This window comes from Arthrobacter sp. CJ23 (genome assembly GCF_024741795.1).
Lineage (GTDB): Bacteria > Actinomycetota > Actinomycetes > Actinomycetales > Micrococcaceae > Arthrobacter.
In genome coordinates, this window is sequence record NZ_CP102950.1 from 148,943 (window position 1) to 164,978 (window position 16,036).

Genomic DNA, 16,036 nt, shown 5'->3' on the forward strand with positions numbered 1-16,036 from the left:
CAGATGCGCATCCGCATGGAAAAGCGCAGCAAGCTGATCGAGCGCGGCGGCGAGGCTTACCCGGTGGGTGTCGAGCGGACCCATTCCCTCGCCGAAATCCGCGAGAAGTACGCGCACCTCGAGGCCGACGAGACCACCGGCGACACCGTGGGCATCACGGGCCGCATCGTCTTCGTCCGCAACACCGGCAAGCTGTGCTTCGCCACCCTCCAGGAAGGCGGCGTGGACGGCAAGGGCGTCCGCCTGCAGGCCATGCTGAGCCTGGCCAACATCGGCGAGGAAGCGCTCGCCGACTGGAAGGCCCTGGTTGACCTCGGCGACCACGTCCTCATCAAGGGCGAGGTCATTTCCTCGCGCCGCGGCGAACTGTCCGTCATGGCCGACTCATGGTCCATGGCCTCCAAGGCGCTGCGCCCGCTCCCCGTCCTGCACGCTGAACTGAACGAGGAAACCCGGGTCCGCCAGCGCTACGTGGACCTCATGGTCCGCGACGAAGCCCGCGAAATGGTCTACCGCCGCGCGGCCATCACGCGCTCCGTCCGCGACACCCTGGACCGCCGCGGCTACGTGGAGGTCGAGACCCCCATCCTGCAGCTCATCCACGGCGGCGCCACGGCACGCCCGTTCGAGACGCACATGAACGCCTTCGACCAGAAGATGACGCTGCGCATCGCCACCGAGCTCTTCCTCAAGCGGGCCGTGGTGGGCGGCATTGACCGCGTCTACGACATGGGCCGCGTGTTCCGCAACGAAGGCGTGGACTCCACCCATAGCCCCGAATTCACCACCCTCGAGTGCTACGAGGCCTGGGCCGACCAATTCGTCATGGCCGAGCGCATGAAGGAAATCATCCTCAACGTCGCCGACGTCGTTGGCACCCGCACCATCCAGACCGACGCCGGCGAGATCAACCTCGACGGCGACTGGGCCTGGGTGGCCGTGTACCCGGGGCTGTCCGAGGCCATCGGCGTCGAGATCACCCCGGACACCACCGTGGCCGAGCTGCTGCCCATTGCGGAAAAGCACGAGGTCAAGGTGGACCCCAAGTGGGACGCCGAGAAGATCGTGGTGGAGCTGTTCGGCGAGATCGTCGAGCCCACGCTTCTGAACCCGACCTTCGTCTACAACTACCCGCCGTCGGCCCAGCCGCTGGCCCGACCGCACCGCGAGGACGGCCGCCTGATCGAGGCCTGGGACCTGATCATCGGCGGCATGGAGCGCGGCACCGCGTTCTCCGAGCTGATCGACCCCGTGATCCAGCGTGAGCGGCTGACCGAGCAGTCCCGGCGCGCCGCGGCCGGCGACGTCGAAGCCATGCAGCTCGACGAGGACTTCCTGCGCGCCCTCGAATACGGAGCACCGCCCATGGGCGGGATCGGCCTCGGCATCGACCGCCTGGTCATGCTGTTCACCGGTGCCGGCATCCGCGAAACCATCCTGTTCCCGCTCCTGAAGCCTGAAGGCCACTGACCATGGAATACATTGCCGTACTTGCGCCGTCCGTTGTGGTTGGGCTCATCTTTTGGTTTGCGATGAAATCCATTTTCAATGCCGACAAGTCCGAGCGGCGGGCTGAAGCCCGCGCCCAGGCGGAGGCGGATTCCCGCAATTCAAAGATGGCCGGCGGCGACACGCCTGCTGAATAGCCGGACTTTCGCCTGTCACTATCCACAGGAAGCATTTCTCCTTTGACGCGCGCCCTTGCCGTGGACGATAATTGACTATTACATACCGTTCGATCTGAATACCCTGCCGAGAGAGGCCCTTCATGGCACAGAAAGTAAAAATCATCCTCGTCGATGACTTGGATGAAGGCTCGGCGGACGAAACCGTGCGCTTCGGCCTTGACGGCGTCAGCTACGAGATGGACCTGTCATCTGCCAATGCCTCCAAGCTGCGCGATGCGCTTGAACCCTTTGTCGCCAAGGCACGGAAGACCTCAACCGGCCGTGCCACGCGAGGACGCGCAACGGTCGCCCGGAGCCAGGATTCTGCACAGATCCGCCAGTGGGCGCGGGACAACGGTTTTACCGTAAACAGCCGCGGCCGCATTCAGGCCGAAATCCAGGAAGCATACCAGAAGGCAAATTCCTGACATTCGGTTCAATGCCCCCGGCGATAAGCCGGGGGCATTGTCTTTTAACGGCATACGCCGTACCAGTAATGATTAGTCCAAACCTTGGAATTTCCCGTGAATGGGCGTGGATTGTTGCGGAGCCCTTTTGAACCCCGACGCCGGCTAATGGGGCTGACGTTCGGCACCGGATTTTGCCCGGATTTGGCCCCGGATTGTCCGCCGGAAGGCTTGCCGGAATACTCTCAGGAATGTCATCAGCTTGCCATCGGCGGACGGCGGCACGGCCGCTGCCGGGAGCCGGGACGGCCCTGCCGGCGCCGATCGGGCCGTGCCGGAATTATTCCGCCGCGGCGTCATGTTTCCCCTGTGGCGAACACGCCACAAAAACTGGGCTCCGGCACGTAGCATCAAAGTACGTCGTAGCTAGGAGTGTGGCGAAATGTTTGAGAGATTTACGGACCGTGCCCGTCGCGTGGTTGTGCTTGCCCAGGAAGAGGCACGCATGCTTAACCACAACTACATTGGCACCGAACACATCCTCTTGGGTCTGATCCACGAGGGTGAAGGCGTTGCCGCAAAGGCGCTTGAGTCCTTGAGCATCTCGCTCGACGGCGTCCGCGAACAGGTGCAGGAGATCATCGGACAGGGCCAGCAGGCTCCCTCCGGCCACATCCCCTTCACCCCGCGCGCCAAGAAGGTGCTTGAGCTTTCGCTCCGCGAAGCCCTGCAGCTGGGCCACAACTACATCGGCACGGAGCACATCCTGCTCGGCCTCATCCGCGAGGGTGAAGGCGTGGCTGCCCAGGTGCTGGTCAAGCTCGGCGCAGACCTCAACCGGGTCCGCCAGCAGGTCATCCAGCTGCTCTCCGGCTACCAGGGCAAGGAAACGCCGGGCTCCGGCTCCGGCCCCGGCCAGCAGGAAGGCACCCCGGCTGGTTCCGTGGTGCTGGACCAGTTCGGCCGCAACCTCACCCAGGCTGCCCGCGAAAACAAGCTCGATCCTGTGATCGGCCGCGAGCAGGAGATGGAACGCGTCATGCAGGTCCTCTCCCGCCGCACCAAGAACAACCCCGTGCTCATCGGCGAACCCGGCGTCGGCAAGACCGCCGTCGTCGAAGGGCTCGCCCAGGCGATCGTCCGCGGCGACGTCCCGGAGACCATCAAGGACAAGCAGCTGTACACGCTTGACCTCGGTTCCCTGGTTGCCGGTTCCCGCTACCGCGGTGACTTCGAAGAGCGCCTCAAGAAGGTCCTCAAGGAAATCCGCACCCGCGGCGACATCATCCTCTTCATCGACGAAATCCACACCCTTGTGGGCGCCGGCGCTGCTGAAGGTGCCATCGACGCCGCCTCCATCCTCAAGCCGATGCTTGCCCGTGGTGAACTCCAGACCATCGGCGCCACCACGCTTGACGAGTACCGCAAGCACATCGAGAAGGACGCAGCGCTGGAGCGCCGCTTCCAGCCGATCCAGGTCAAGGAACCCTCCGTCGCGCACGCGATCGAGATCCTCAAGGGCCTGCGCGACCGCTACGAGGCACACCACCGCGTCACGATCACCGACGGCGCCCTCACCTCCGCGGCCACGCTCGCCGAGCGCTACATTTCGGACCGCTTCCTGCCGGACAAGGCGATCGACCTGATCGACGAAGCCGGTGCGCGCCTGCGCATCCGCCGCATGACCGCTCCGCCGGAGCTCAAGGCCATGGACGAGCGCATCGCAACTGTGAAGATGGAGAAGGAATCCGCCATCGACGCCCAGGACTTCGAAGGCGCCGCCTCGCTGCGCGACAAGGAGCAGAAGCTCATTGCCGAGCGCGCCGAGAAGGAACGCAACTGGAAGTCCGGCGGAATGGACGACATCTCCGAGGTTGACGAGGACCTGATCGCGGAAGTTCTGGCGAACTCCACGGGCATCCCGGTCTTCAAGCTCACCGAGGAGGAGTCCAGCCGCCTGCTCAAGATGGAAGACGAACTGCACAAGCGCGTGGTGGGCCAGGACGAGGCCATCAGGGCCCTCTCCCAGGCAATCCGCCGCACCCGTGCAGGCCTGAAGGACCCCAAGCGTCCCGGCGGCTCGTTCATCTTCGCCGGCCCCACCGGCGTCGGCAAGACCGAACTGGCCAAGGCTCTCGCCGAGTTCCTGTTCGGTGAAGAGGACGCCCTCATCACTCTGGACATGTCCGAGTACTCCGAGAAGCACACGGTTTCGCGTCTCTTCGGTGCCCCTCCCGGATACGTCGGCTACGAAGAAGGCGGGCAGCTGACCGAAAAGGTCCGCCGCCGTCCGTTCTCCGTGGTCCTGTTCGACGAAGTTGAGAAGGCCCACGCGGACCTCTTCAACTCGCTGCTGCAGATCTTGGAAGACGGCCGCCTGACCGACTCCCAGGGCCGCGTGGTGGACTTCAAGAACACCGTGATCATCATGACCACCAACCTGGGTACCCGCGACATCTCCAAGAGCGTCGCAACGGGCTTCCAGTCCGGCACGGACACCCAGACCGGATACAACCGCATGCGTGCCCGGGTCACGGAAGAGCTCAAACAGCACTTCCGCCCCGAGTTCCTGAACCGTGTTGACGACGTGGTGGTGTTCCCGCAACTGACGCAGGACGAGATCATCGAGATCGTGGACATGTTCGTGACGCGCCTCGAGAAGCGCCTCAAGGACAAGGACATGGGCATCGAGCTCACCACGGCCGCGAAGGTCCTCCTGGCCACGCGAGGCTACGATCCCGCCATGGGTGCCCGGCCGCTGCGCCGCACCATCCAGCGCGAGATCGAGGACCAGCTCTCCGAGAAGATCCTCTTCGGCGAGCTGCACCCCGGCGACATCGTGGTGGTGGACGTTGACGGCGACGGCGACGCAGCGAAGTTCACCTTCGCAGGCAACGCCAAGCCGCGCATCCCGGAGATCGCCCCGAGCGCCTAAGGCTCCTGCCACCCGGCCAACGACGTGAAGAGCCCCGCCCATTCCGCAAGGAGTGGGCGGGGCTCTTGCGTTGGCGGCGCCCTCCGCCCAACTAGGTAGCAGCAGGTGTCGTTTTCAGCCCTCAGAACGACACTTGCTGCTACCTAGTTGGGCTGAATATGTGAAAGCAACGTTTCACTCTTAGTGAACGCCCCTGTGATCCGCAGCACAAGACGTGTTGAATCGGAGCATGGATTCGACTGAAGCCCAGACCCCGGGCACGCACCCCGAAACTCCCTTCCACGACCTGGACCACTACCTCGCCATCCCACGGGTGGGCGGCCTGGCGCTGAGCCCGGACGGCCGGCGCCTCGTCACCACCGTGTCCACGCTGAACGGCAAGGGCACCGAATACGTCACCGCGCTGTGGGAGATCGACCCCGCAGGCGAAAAGCACGCCCGGCGCATCACGCGCAGTGCCAAGGGCGAGGCCGGCGCCGCCTTCGCGGCCAACGGCGACCTTTACTTCACCTCGGCCCGCCCGGACCCGGACAGCCCCGATGCAGAGCCCGTCAGTGCGCTGTGGCTGCTGCCGGCCGACGGCGGCGAGGCCCGCGTGGTCCTCTCCCGCGATGGAGGGGTCGGCTCCGTCATGACGGCCGCCGCTGCCGATGCTGCCTTCGTCAACGCCTCGGTGTTGGCCGGTTCCACGGACGAGGAGAACGACGAGGAGCGCCGCAAGGGCCGCAAGGACAACAAAGTCGCCGCGATCCTGCACTCCGGCTACCCGGTCCGCTACTGGGATGCCGACCTGGGCCCCGCGGAGCCGCGGCTCTTTGCCGTTGAGCATGGCGACACGCCTGAACCGGGAAAGCCCTCGACGGTTGATGCCACGGCTCCCCTGAAGCTGCGCAACCTCACCCCCGGCGTCGGGGGCTCGCTGCGCGAGGCCAAATCCGTGGTCAGCCCCGACGGCAGGACCCTTTTCACAAGCCTCAGCAAGGCTCTCGCCAAGGCGGACAGCCGCGAAGTCCTGGCCGCCGTGGACGTCGCGACCGGATCCGTCAAGGTCCTGCTGGACCGCGAAGGCATGAGCTACTTCCCAGGGCCGGTCAGCCCGGACAACCGGACGCTCGTGGTCACGAGCGAAAGCGACACCACCCCTGCCGAAGCTCCCCGGGTCAAGATGCACCTGCTGGACGTGGCGGCGGGGGAGACCCTGGACCTCGCGCCCCTGGCCCACCACTGGGACCGCTGGGGCGCCCCGGCGGCCTGGCTGCCGGACGGCAGCGCCCTGCTGCTCACGGCGGACGACGACGGCGCCACGCCCGTCTTCCGGGTCGCCGTCGCCGACGGGGCAGTCACCCGGGTGACGCCGGACGCGGCGGCGTACACCGACGTCGTGGTTTCGCCCGACGGGCTGAGCGCCTATGCCTTGCGCAGCTCCTATGGCTACCCGCCGGAAGCCGTGCGGATCGATCTCGCTTCCGGCGACGTGGTCCGGCTGCCGGCCCCCGCCGAGCGCCCCGCCTACAAGGGCAGCCTGGAGCGCGTGGAGACGGAGGCGGCGGACGGGGTGCGCGTCCCGGCCTACCTCGCGCTGCCGGAGGGCGCCTCGGCCGAAAACCCGGCGCCCCTGCTGCTCTGGATCCATGGCGGTCCGCTGGGTTCCTGGAACGCCTGGACGTGGCGGTGGAACCCGTGGCTGCTGGTGGCCAAGGGCTACGCGGTCCTGCTGCCCGATCCCGCCCTCTCCACCGGCTACGGCCAGGACTTCATCCAGCGCGGCTGGGGCGAATGGGGCAAGCGGCCGTTCACGGACCTCATGGCGATCACGGACGCCGTGGTGGCGCGGCCGGACATCGACGAATCGCGCACGGCCGCGATGGGTGGATCCTTCGGCGGGTACATGGCCAACTGGGTGGCGGGGCAGACCGACCGCTTCAAAGCCATCGTGACGCATGCGAGCCTCTGGGCCCTGGACCAGTTCGGCCCCACCACCGACGCCTCGCAGTACTGGCTCAAGGAAATGACCGCCGAGATGGCGATGGAGAACTCGCCGCACCGCAACGTGGGCAACATCAAGACGCCCATGCTGGTGATCCACGGCGACAAGGACTACCGGGTGCCCATCGGAGAAGGCCTGCGGCTCTGGTATGAACTGCTCTCCGGTTCGCAGCTGGCCGCCGACGAGAACGGCCGCACCCCGCACCGCTTCCTTTACTTCCCGGATGAGAACCACTGGATCCTGAAGCCGCAGCACGCCAAGGTCTGGTACGGAGTAGTGGAACACTTCCTGGCCAAGCAGGTCCTGGGTGAGGACATCCCGGTTCCGGAGGAGCTGGGGCTGTAAGCGGCTGGCCTCGTAGGATGGGGGAGTGACTTCGACCTTCAGCCTCCGCCCTGCCCGCACCAGTGACGTGGCGGCCATCAAGAGGCTAGTGGCGCCCCTCGCCGGGCAGCGGATCCTGATGGCCAAGGAAACCGTGGCCTACTACGAAAGCCTGCAGGAGTTCCGCATCGCCGAATCCGACGACGGCGAGGTGATCGGCTGCGGCGCGCTCCACGTCATGTGGGAAGACCTGGCCGAGGTCCGCACCCTTGCCGCCGCCGACAGCTGGCGCGGCAAGGGTGTGGGCCACATGCTGGTGGCCCGCCTGCTTGAGGACGCGAAGGCCCTGGGCGTGTCCCGGGTCTTCTGCCTGACTTTCGAGGTGGACTTCTTCAAGCGACACGGCTTCGAGGTCATGGAAGACCAGTCGGCAGTGGACCCCGAGGTCTACTCCGAACTCCTGCGCTCCCATGACGAAGGCGTGGCCGAATTCCTGGACCTGGCGCGCGTCAAGCCCAACACCCTCGGCAACACCCGGATGATCAAGATCCTGTAGCCCCGGCAGCCAGGCGCACCCGGCCGCCCGGGCCCGCCCGGCAGCCAGGCCCCCGGGCGGCTGGCCCGCGCTGGCGCAGGGCGCCACCCGGATCCCCTCCGCGTCGTCGCGGAGGGGATTTCCTTTTGCCCGCATGTTCCGGGGAGGGGTCATCGGGTAAGGGGCTTCACATAAATCAAATTGATAGATAAACTGGACCCGGTCCCACCCAGAGAGGAACCAGCCCAGCTCGGAGGCGAAAGATGCAAGACCGCGTCATTTTTCCGGATTTTTCAGCGTTCCAGATTGATATTCCCCACCAGGCGCCCGAGGCCCGCCCGCCTGGAAGCACGGAGGTTTGGCAGGATCTCGTCTCACCCATCTGGCCGGATCGCAGCTCCCCGTAGCCCCTGCGGCCGGGCGCCCGTGGGGCAGATCCGGGCGGATCGGCGGGGCCGAAGTTTGCGGAAGGGACAGTCATTGGGGGCTGTCCCTTCCGCCATTAAGCCTCCGGGAGCGGGATCCAGGCCGGACCGGCCGGGCCGGCAGCCACCGGCACGGCCCTACCGCAGTCCGGATGCTGGTAGTAGGGTCGAGGCAGCAGCCAGCACGCCCAGGAGCAACGCCATGAAAAAGCTGATCAATGATCCCCGCGCGGTAGTGGACGAGTCCGTCGAGGGGTTCGGCATGGCGCATGCCGAGCTCGTGGACGTCCACCCCGAACCAAAGTTTGTCCTCCGCAAGGGGGCGCCCGTGTCCGGCAAGGTGGCACTGGTGTCCGGTGGCGGCAGCGGACACGAGCCCCTGCACGCCGGTTTCGTGGGACCCGGAATGCTCGACGCCGCCGTGCCGGGCGCCGTCTTCACCTCACCGACGCCTGACCAGATCATTCCGGCAACAGTGGCCGTGGACGGCGGCGCCGGTGTGGTGCACATCGTCAAGAACTACACCGGAGACGTCCTGAACTTCGAAACCGCGGCCGAGATGGCCCAGGCCGAGGGTGTCAGCGTGCGGACCGTGCTGGTGAACGACGACGTCGCGGTGGAGGATTCCCTGTACACGGCAGGCCGCCGCGGCGTGGGCGGAACCGTGATGGTGGAGAAGATCGCCGGCGCCGCCGCGGAACGCGGCGACGCCTTGGACGCCGTCACCGAGATTGCCGAGCGCGTGGTCCGGAACATCCGCACCATGGGCGTGGCGCTGACCGGCTGCATCGTTCCGCACGCCGGCGTGCCCAGCTTCGAGCTGGCAGAGGACGAGATCGAGATCGGGATCGGCATCCACGGAGAGCCGGGCAGGCACCGGATCGCGATGGAAGGCGCCGATGCCATCACCGGCCGCCTCCTGGACCCGGTGATGGAAGACCTGGGCATCACCGCCGGCGACAAGGTGCTGCTCTTCGTGAACGGCATGGGCGGCACGCCCCTGAGCGAGCTCTACATCGTCTACCGCCGGGCCGCGCAGCTGCTCGCGGAGAAGGGCGCCACCGTGGAGCGGTCACTGGTGGGCAACTACGTCACCTCGCTGGAAATGCAGGGCTGCTCCATCACCGTCCTCCGCCTGGATGATGAACTCACGGCCCTCTGGGACGCGCCCGTGCACACGGCCGCCCTGCGATGGGGAATGTAGGCGTGGGGCTGGGGCTTGCCTGGGCCGTGGAATGGCTGCGGCTTTCCGCGCAGCTCATGGAAGAACACCGCACGGAGCTCATTGAACTGGACCGGCCAATCGGCGATTCCGACCACGGCGAAAACATGGACCGCGGTTTCAAGGCCGTGCTCCAGAAACTGCAGGACGCCCCGCCGGCGTCCCCGGGCGCCGCGCTGAAGCTGGCGGCCATGACGCTCATGTCCACGGTGGGCGGGGCTGCCGGGCCGCTGTACGGCACCGCCTACCTGCGGGCTGCCACGTCGATCGGGGATGCGGCCGAGCTTGACGCAGCCGCGCTCGCGGCCGCCCTGGTGGCCGGCCGGGACGGCATCGTAGCCCGCGGGAAGGCCGAAAGCGGCGACAAGACCATGGTGGATGCCTGGACTCCGGCGGTGGAGGCGGCGGAAGCTGCCGCGGCAGGCGGGGACACCACCGCAGTACTTGTGGCGGCCGCGGAGGCTGCCGAAGCCGGGGCGGTGGCCACGGACCCCCTGATCGCGCGCAAGGGCAGGGCAAGCTACCTGGGGGAGCGCAGCGCCGGGCACCGTGATCCCGGCGCGGCGTCGAGCGCCCTGCTGCTGCGTGCCGCGGCCACGGCCGCCGCTTCCCAGGAGTCTGCGGGCGCAGCCGGGAACGGCGCCGCATGACGGTTGGGATCGTGGTGGTCTCCCACAGCAGCAAGATCGCCGAGGGGGCCGTGGAACTTGCCGCCCAGATGGCTCCCGACGTCGGACTCCTCGCCGCCGGGGGCACCGATGACGAGCGGATCGGAACCAGCCTCGAAAAGGTGCTGGCCGCTGTCGAGCATTCACTGGCCGGAGCGGCAGGCGACGGCGTGGTGGTGCTCACGGACCTTGGTTCCGCGGTGATGACGGCCGAGTCCGCCGTCGAATTCTGTTCGCAGCCCGAGGCCGTGCTCCTCGCCGATGCGCCGCTGGTGGAGGGGCTCGTAGCCGCAGCCGTGGCCGCCCAGGGTGGCGCCGGCGCCTATGAGGTACGCAAGGCAGCGGAGGCCATTGGCTTCGGCGGCAGCCCGTCCGGTCCGGCGGATGCCGGATCCGGAGAGCCGGATTCCGTGGGTGACTTCGAACTCATCAACCCGATGGGCATCCACGCACGTCCCTCGGCCAAGATCGCCGGTGGGCTCTCCGGCCTGGATGCAGAGGTGACCGTCAATGGCGTCGAGGGCACGTCCATGATGGCACTCATGACGCTCGCCGCCGGACAGGGTGGAGTGTTGCACGTGGAGGCGCGGGGGCCGGACGCGCGCAAAGCGGTGGACTACGTCGGCAGGCTGGTGGCGGACGGGTTCGGCGAGCTCCCAACAGAGTGATCAGTGATGAAACAGGGAAGGAATTCGCATGGCTATTGCACGGTTTCCGAGTGTTGTTATCGATTGTCCCGACGCGGCGGCCCTGGCGGCCTTTTACAGCGGGCTGCTGGGCTGGGACGTGAAGGACGAGGGCGGCTGGGTGGATATCCGGCCCGAGGACGGCAGCAACTGCATCTCCTTCCAGCAGGTGGAGGACTACCGCCCGCCGCAGTGGCCAGGACAAACGGTCCCCCAGCAGATGCACCTGGACCTGGTGGTCGAAGACCTGGACAAGGGCGAGGAGGTGGCTACCGGGCTGGGAGCCACCAAGGCGGAGTACCAGCCCGGCACCACCTTCCGCGTGTTCCTTGACCCGGCGGGCCACCCCTTCTGCCTGTGCTCGTCCTGAGGCGTTAGCCCTGCTGGGCGGCCCATTCTGCGACGCGGCGGTTGCTTTCCTCCTCGGAGAGGTCTTCCACGCGGGTCATGATGGACCAGCGAACGCCGAAGGGATCCCGGATGCTGGCGTACCGATCGCCTGAGACGAAGGTGGCCAGTGGTTCCCGGATGGTGGCGCCGGCCTTTTCGGCGCGCTCCACGAGGGCGTCGGCGTCGGAACAGTAGATGCCCAGCGAGTAGCAGTCGTCGTCGCCCTTCGGTGCCGGGACAAGGTGGTAGTCCGGGTTGGGCTCGCCGATCTGGAGGTGGCCCTGCCCGAAGTCGAGTTCGGCGTGGACCACGATTCCGCCGAACTCGGTGGCGCTGATGATGCGCGCACCGAAGACGTCCCGGTAGAACCCGATGGCCTCCTTGGCGGAAGCGACGGCAAGGAACGGTGTGAGGCTCGTGGCGCCGTGCGGAATCCCGTGGCTTGTGTGCTCGCCGTGGGCGGCCGTGGCTGGCTGGGTGCTTGTAGTATCTGTCATAGCTTCGACGCTACGTGCCGAAGATTCGCCGGCGCTTGGAGATTCGCGACAGGTCTTGGAGGTGTCTTCCATGGAGGGTTCGTTCAAGGGCATCCTGTACCCGGCCCGGCTGCCGACGTTCCACAGGCTGCCCGCGCCGGCTGCCGTCGCGGACCTGGTGCAGTGGTTCTGGATCCCCGAATGGGACATCCAGCCCGGGCGTACCTCCCGCCAGCACCTGATCGCCTACCCGGCCTCGAATCTGGTGGTGCAGCCGGACGCAGTCGAGTTCTCCGGTCCCACCACCCACGCCACGTATCGAGACCTGGCCGGCCGCGGCTGGGCGGTCGGTGCCCTTTTGCGCCCCGCGGCCGTGCCGCTGTTCACCGACGATCCCGGCAGCCTTCGTGACACCGGGCTTGCCCTCCCGCTGCATGACCTTCGCCTGTCCGTCTCGGCGGCCATGGACTCGCCCGACGGCGGTGCCCGCCGCGAGCGGGCCGTCGCGGCCTTTGTGGCGTGGCTGGTTTCCTTGGGTGCTGTTGTTTCGGACGAAGGGTTGCTTGCAAACGCGATGATGGAGGTCATCGCTTCGGATTCCGGGGTGACCCGGATTGAGGACGTGGCATCCCGGATCTCGGTTTCGCCCAGGACCCTGCAGCGGGTTGCCAGAAAATACATCGGCCTCAGCCCGTCCGTGCTGATCCGCCGCCGACGCCTGCAGGACGCCGCCGAGCGCTCGCGGACGGACCCAAGCGCAGACCTCGCCGAGATCGCTGCCGAACTCGGCTACGCGGACCACGCCCACCTGACGAATGATTTCCAGAAGTACCTGGGATTCACGCCGAGCACGTATCGCCGGTCATTCGGCGCCGCTACGCCTGGCTGATGTCGATGCCCGTGATCGGCGCGCCCGCGCGCTCGTATGCGAGCAAGATCGCGCCCTTCGGAAACGCCTGTGGCGGCTGTGCGAATCGGAATGCCGCCGGCACGCCGGTACCATCGGCGAACAGCCGCTTGCCCGATCCGAACGTGAGCGGGTAGAGGTAGAGATTCAGCCGGTCCACGACGTCGGCCTCGAGCAGCGACCGCGCCAGGTCGCCGCTACCGATGACGTGGACGTCGTTGAACCGGTCCTTGAGGGTGGCCACCTCCGCGACATCCGACAAAGCCGTGGTGCCCTCCCATGCCGGGTCGGTCAGGGAGCGGGACACGACGAACTTCGGCAGGGCATTGAATGTCACAGCGATAGGGTCGTCGTCGCCCCGGGTGGGCCAGAACCCCGCGAAGATGTCGTAGGTCTTGCGTCCGAGCAGCAATGCGTCCATGCGGTTGATGCCGGCGCCGATCGCCTCGCCGGTCTGCTCGTCGGAATACGCCGCCTGCCAGCCGCCGAACTCGAACCCGCCCTCCCGGTCCTCGTCGGGGCCGCCCGGCGCCTGGTACACGCCGTCGAGGGTGATGAACAGGTCGACGGAGAGGATTCCCATGGTGTGCTCCTGGTTATGCAGCCAGCGTTGCTGCCGAGAGTGTCACAGTGCGTGCTTCTTGAGGCGGCAGGACGGCAATGCTGCGATCAACTCTGACCGGCAGTTCGTGGAGCCTGCCGTGCCTCTGCAGTTGTTCGAGTGCATCCGGCTCGACCAGGGCCTGCGTGAGGTCCATCTCCACGTCGAGGCGGTCGGCAAGGTTGTAGGTGCGTTGAACGATGGGATAAAGCGCATGGAGATTTGATGTTGTTACATGCCCGGTCGCTGCGATCTGGATCTGTGCGCCGTCAAGGTCGACTCGAACAACTACGGAGAGCTTGTCGCTGGCCAATACGCTGCCTTTCATCGGTTCGCTGCCACGCCGCAGCCTCCCCAGACTAGGCATCAAATGTGATCTGCGCAACACCGCGGGCTGAGTCCGGCCGGCACATTCACGCACGAATAAACTGGGCAGAGGCAACGCATCGGACACGGAAAATACGACGACGGCGGCGACCAAGGCGGCAGATGGGCCATCCCTGACATCGGCTGAGGAACCCGAGAGGTAGCCGGCTTGCTCAGGAGTCACATCGCAGGGCTGCCAGTTTGTCCTTCATTTCGCCTGCCATCTGTCGGATTGCTGTTTCCAGCCGCTTGTCTCCCGCTGTGACAGCCTGACCGAGCGCTCGGGAGAGATCCTGGGCCGCGAGTGAGTGTCTGTTGAGGGCGTCGTACGTTTTGCCTCTGTGGTACAGGGCTGAGGCACGCCCCAGATGCCATTCCATCTGTTCCGCCACTGCAAGCGCCTCCCCGGCGACCTCAATGCATTCCTCATAGCGCTGCAGGTCATACAGCGAGCCGCACAACAACTGCAGCGTGTAGAACTCGATGAAGTCAGCCACGTTGGCTGGCATCCTGCTGCTCCTGACAAGTGTCAAGAGTCCCGCAGCGACATCAACAGCGGTATCGAGCTGGTCCCAAGCTTGGTGGATGCTTCCTTTGAGCATCAAAGCTGGCGCCTGACCCTCGATCTCACCCACTGCCTCGAAAAGGGAGATGGCCTGTTCGGCGCTGGTCATGGCTTCGGGGATCTTCCCGAGACCGCGATAGCTCAGCGCTATGTAGAGATATGCCCACCCCTGCAGCGTTGGGTTGTTCGCTCCGATGGCGGCGTCCATGGCAAGAAGAGCCGTTGAGAGGGCCCGTTCATGATCCATCCGCTCATTGTTGTAGGCAAACGAAAGGTAACCGAGGTGAGCTGAATGGCATGCTTGGTCGCCGAGCGCAGCGGCGGACTTGACGGAATCCGCGAAGAGCCGATGCCAGTTGCCCCATGATTCCCAAATGCCAGCGAACCAGTGCAGGGACTCGGCAACCTTTACGACGTTCTGATGTTCATGCCTCGTAACCGCCTCTTGATAGGCTCCAAACCAATCCGGGGTCTCGGACTGCAGCCAGTGCCTTGCCTGGGCCGAGCTACGGAATTCCATTCCTGGCGTGCCGCCAATCAGCCCCGGTGCGGGATGAGGTTCGAACCAGTTTCCAGCATTTACCGTGCTCGTCAGAAGCCACGCGCGAAGGTGAGCCCGGTGGGCTGCGATGTCCTCGGCGCTCGTCTCCGCACGTAACCGCCCGGCGGCGTACAGCCTCAGCAGGTCGTGAAGACGGTAGCGGCTACCGGTTAGTGCTTGAACCAGGCCCAGGTCCACGAGCTCATCCAAACGTTCCTCGACGTCCGCGGCACTTCCGAGGTGGGCGGTGTTGGCGCCAGCCATGGCGGCACCGGCAAGAGGGGCACTGAAAGTGGCCCCCTTGAGAAGGGAGAGATTGCGGAATAGCTGCTTGTGCTCCTCGTCAAGGTGCCCGTAGGACAAGCTAAAGGCCGCCTCCACTGCGAGATCACCGGCCACGAGTGCACGCAGTCGGCGTTCCTCGGACCTGAGGCGATCAAGGAAGTCGCTCACCGTCCAAGCCGGCTGACTTGCCAGTCGGTTCCCTGCGATCCGCAACGCCAACGGAATCTGGTCGCATAAGACGGCCAAGTCCTTCAGCGGCGCCCCGCGCTGACCTGCAGAGACTATTTCAGCCAACAGTGCCTCGCTGTCTGACGGCGGGAGGGGCCCCAATGGAAACCTGCGGACGCCTTCAAGTCCTGCAAGGCTGCGTCGCGACGTCACTACGACAACCCCTCTGTGTCCGGTTGTCAGGACCGGGCGTACTTGGGCTTCACTCGCGGCGTTGTCCAAGAGGACTGCCACCGGTGAATCTGCCGAGACTTCCCGCCACAGGGATGCAGCCGATGCCAGGGTTTTCGGGACCTGCCTGCCGGAGGGAAGAGCCTGCTTGAGCAGTGCCTGAAGGACTTGCAAAGGTGTCAGCGGAAAGGCATCCAAGCCGTTGAGGTCCACGAAAAGGGCCATCGCGTGATTCTCCTGCCGGCGGTGCAAGGCTTCGACGGCCATTGCCGTCTTGCCCATTCCGGGGGCACCATGCAGGATGGCGACGGGGGCCACCGTCCGCTGCGCGGACGAGTCCACTTCGAGGAAAGCCAGAAGTTCAGCCATTTCCGAGGTGCGTCCCGTGAAGTCCGGGAGACGGCGGGGCTCGAGGGACGCAGATCGGCCGCCGGCCGCCGTCGTAATTTTTCCTGCGCGGGCAGCGCCCAGAAACTCGTCCTGTTCAGCGTCCGTGAGCTTCAGGGCCCCGACAAGGGCCAAGAGAGTGCGGCGCTGTGGGGCGGTGCTGACACCGCGTTCGATGTCGCTGATGGTCCGGTCACTGACCCCGGACAACTCTGCCAGATGCTCCAAGGACAATATTGCGCGCTCGCGGTGCCCACGCAGCA

Annotated in this window: 15 protein-coding genes; 11 read left to right on the forward strand and 4 right to left on the reverse strand. The window is 66.0% G+C overall.

Going from position 1 to position 16,036, the window contains the following annotated elements; translation table 11 throughout:
- Positions 1 to 3: 3 nt before the first annotated feature.
- From lysS to NVV90_RS00755, 10 genes are all read left to right on the forward strand, one after another.
- Entirely contained in the window at positions 4 to 1,470 is a 1,467-nt protein-coding gene (gene lysS, locus NVV90_RS00710; RefSeq protein WP_396125379.1) for a lysine--tRNA ligase, read from the forward strand.
- Between the two features lie 2 nt (positions 1,471 to 1,472).
- Positions 1,473 to 1,646 (forward strand): hypothetical protein, encoded by a 174-nt coding sequence (locus NVV90_RS00715; protein ID WP_258439287.1) that lies wholly within the window; start codon positions 1,473 to 1,475, stop codon positions 1,644 to 1,646.
- A 122-nt stretch (positions 1,647 to 1,768) separates the two neighbouring features.
- Positions 1,769 to 2,095: an Lsr2 family protein gene (locus NVV90_RS00720; RefSeq protein ID WP_258439288.1), complete on the forward strand. Its 327-nt coding sequence runs from the start codon at positions 1,769 to 1,771 to the stop codon at positions 2,093 to 2,095.
- Positions 2,096 to 2,516: 421 nt separating this feature from the next.
- A complete protein-coding gene (locus NVV90_RS00725; RefSeq protein ID WP_258439289.1) occupies positions 2,517 to 5,009 on the forward strand; it encodes an ATP-dependent Clp protease ATP-binding subunit in 2,493 nt (830 codons plus the stop codon).
- A 229-nt stretch (positions 5,010 to 5,238) separates the two neighbouring features.
- Positions 5,239 to 7,341, forward strand: a complete 2,103-nt coding sequence (locus NVV90_RS00730; protein WP_258439290.1) for a S9 family peptidase — start codon at positions 5,239 to 5,241, stop codon at positions 7,339 to 7,341.
- 25 nt (positions 7,342 to 7,366) lie between these two features.
- A complete protein-coding gene (locus tag NVV90_RS00735; protein WP_258439291.1) occupies positions 7,367 to 7,876 on the forward strand; it encodes an amino-acid N-acetyltransferase in 510 nt (169 codons plus the stop codon).
- A gap of 606 nt (positions 7,877 to 8,482) precedes the next feature.
- The gene (dhaK, locus tag NVV90_RS00740) at positions 8,483 to 9,484 is read left to right on the forward strand and encodes a dihydroxyacetone kinase subunit DhaK (protein ID WP_258439292.1); all 1,002 of its coding nucleotides are present in this window, start codon (positions 8,483 to 8,485) and stop codon (positions 9,482 to 9,484) included.
- The gene (gene dhaL, locus NVV90_RS00745) at positions 9,472 to 10,152 is read left to right on the forward strand and encodes a dihydroxyacetone kinase subunit DhaL (RefSeq protein WP_396125331.1); all 681 of its coding nucleotides are present in this window, start codon (positions 9,472 to 9,474) and stop codon (positions 10,150 to 10,152) included. The genes dhaK and dhaL overlap by 13 nt, the downstream gene beginning before the upstream one ends.
- Entirely contained in the window at positions 10,149 to 10,838 is a 690-nt protein-coding gene (dhaM, locus tag NVV90_RS00750; protein WP_258439294.1) for a dihydroxyacetone kinase phosphoryl donor subunit DhaM, read from the forward strand. Before dhaL ends, dhaM begins: the two co-directional genes overlap by 4 nt.
- 28 nt (positions 10,839 to 10,866) lie before the next feature.
- Positions 10,867 to 11,226: a VOC family protein gene (locus NVV90_RS00755; RefSeq protein WP_258439295.1), complete on the forward strand. Its 360-nt coding sequence runs from the start codon at positions 10,867 to 10,869 to the stop codon at positions 11,224 to 11,226.
- A gap of 4 nt (positions 11,227 to 11,230) precedes the next feature.
- Here NVV90_RS00755 and NVV90_RS00760 read toward each other — a convergent pair whose 3' ends face one another.
- The gene (locus tag NVV90_RS00760) at positions 11,231 to 11,743 is read right to left on the reverse strand and encodes a glyoxalase/bleomycin resistance/extradiol dioxygenase family protein (RefSeq protein WP_258439296.1); all 513 of its coding nucleotides are present in this window, start codon (positions 11,741 to 11,743) and stop codon (positions 11,231 to 11,233) included.
- A gap of 70 nt (positions 11,744 to 11,813) precedes the next feature.
- On the opposite strand from NVV90_RS00760, the gene NVV90_RS00765 reads away from it, so the two are divergent.
- Complete coding sequence (locus NVV90_RS00765; protein ID WP_258439297.1) at positions 11,814 to 12,611, forward strand: helix-turn-helix transcriptional regulator; 798 nt, start codon at positions 11,814 to 11,816, stop codon at positions 12,609 to 12,611.
- Here the strand turns inward: NVV90_RS00765 and NVV90_RS00770 are convergent.
- The 3 genes from NVV90_RS00770 to NVV90_RS00780 all read right to left on the reverse strand — a co-directional run bounded on the left by NVV90_RS00770 (position 12,598) and on the right by NVV90_RS00780 (position 16,001).
- The gene (locus NVV90_RS00770) at positions 12,598 to 13,212 is read right to left on the reverse strand and encodes a dihydrofolate reductase family protein (RefSeq protein ID WP_258439298.1); all 615 of its coding nucleotides are present in this window, start codon (positions 13,210 to 13,212) and stop codon (positions 12,598 to 12,600) included. The two genes, NVV90_RS00765 and NVV90_RS00770, sit on opposite strands and share 14 nt — an antisense overlap.
- A 13-nt stretch (positions 13,213 to 13,225) precedes the next feature.
- Positions 13,226 to 13,543, reverse strand: a complete 318-nt coding sequence (locus NVV90_RS00775) for a hypothetical protein (RefSeq protein ID WP_258439299.1) — start codon at positions 13,541 to 13,543, stop codon at positions 13,226 to 13,228.
- A 226-nt stretch (positions 13,544 to 13,769) separates the two neighbouring features.
- Positions 13,770 to 16,001, reverse strand: coding sequence for a helix-turn-helix transcriptional regulator (locus NVV90_RS00780; RefSeq protein WP_258439300.1), 2,232 nt, complete (start codon positions 15,999 to 16,001; stop codon positions 13,770 to 13,772).
- Positions 16,002 to 16,036 lie beyond the last annotated feature (35 nt).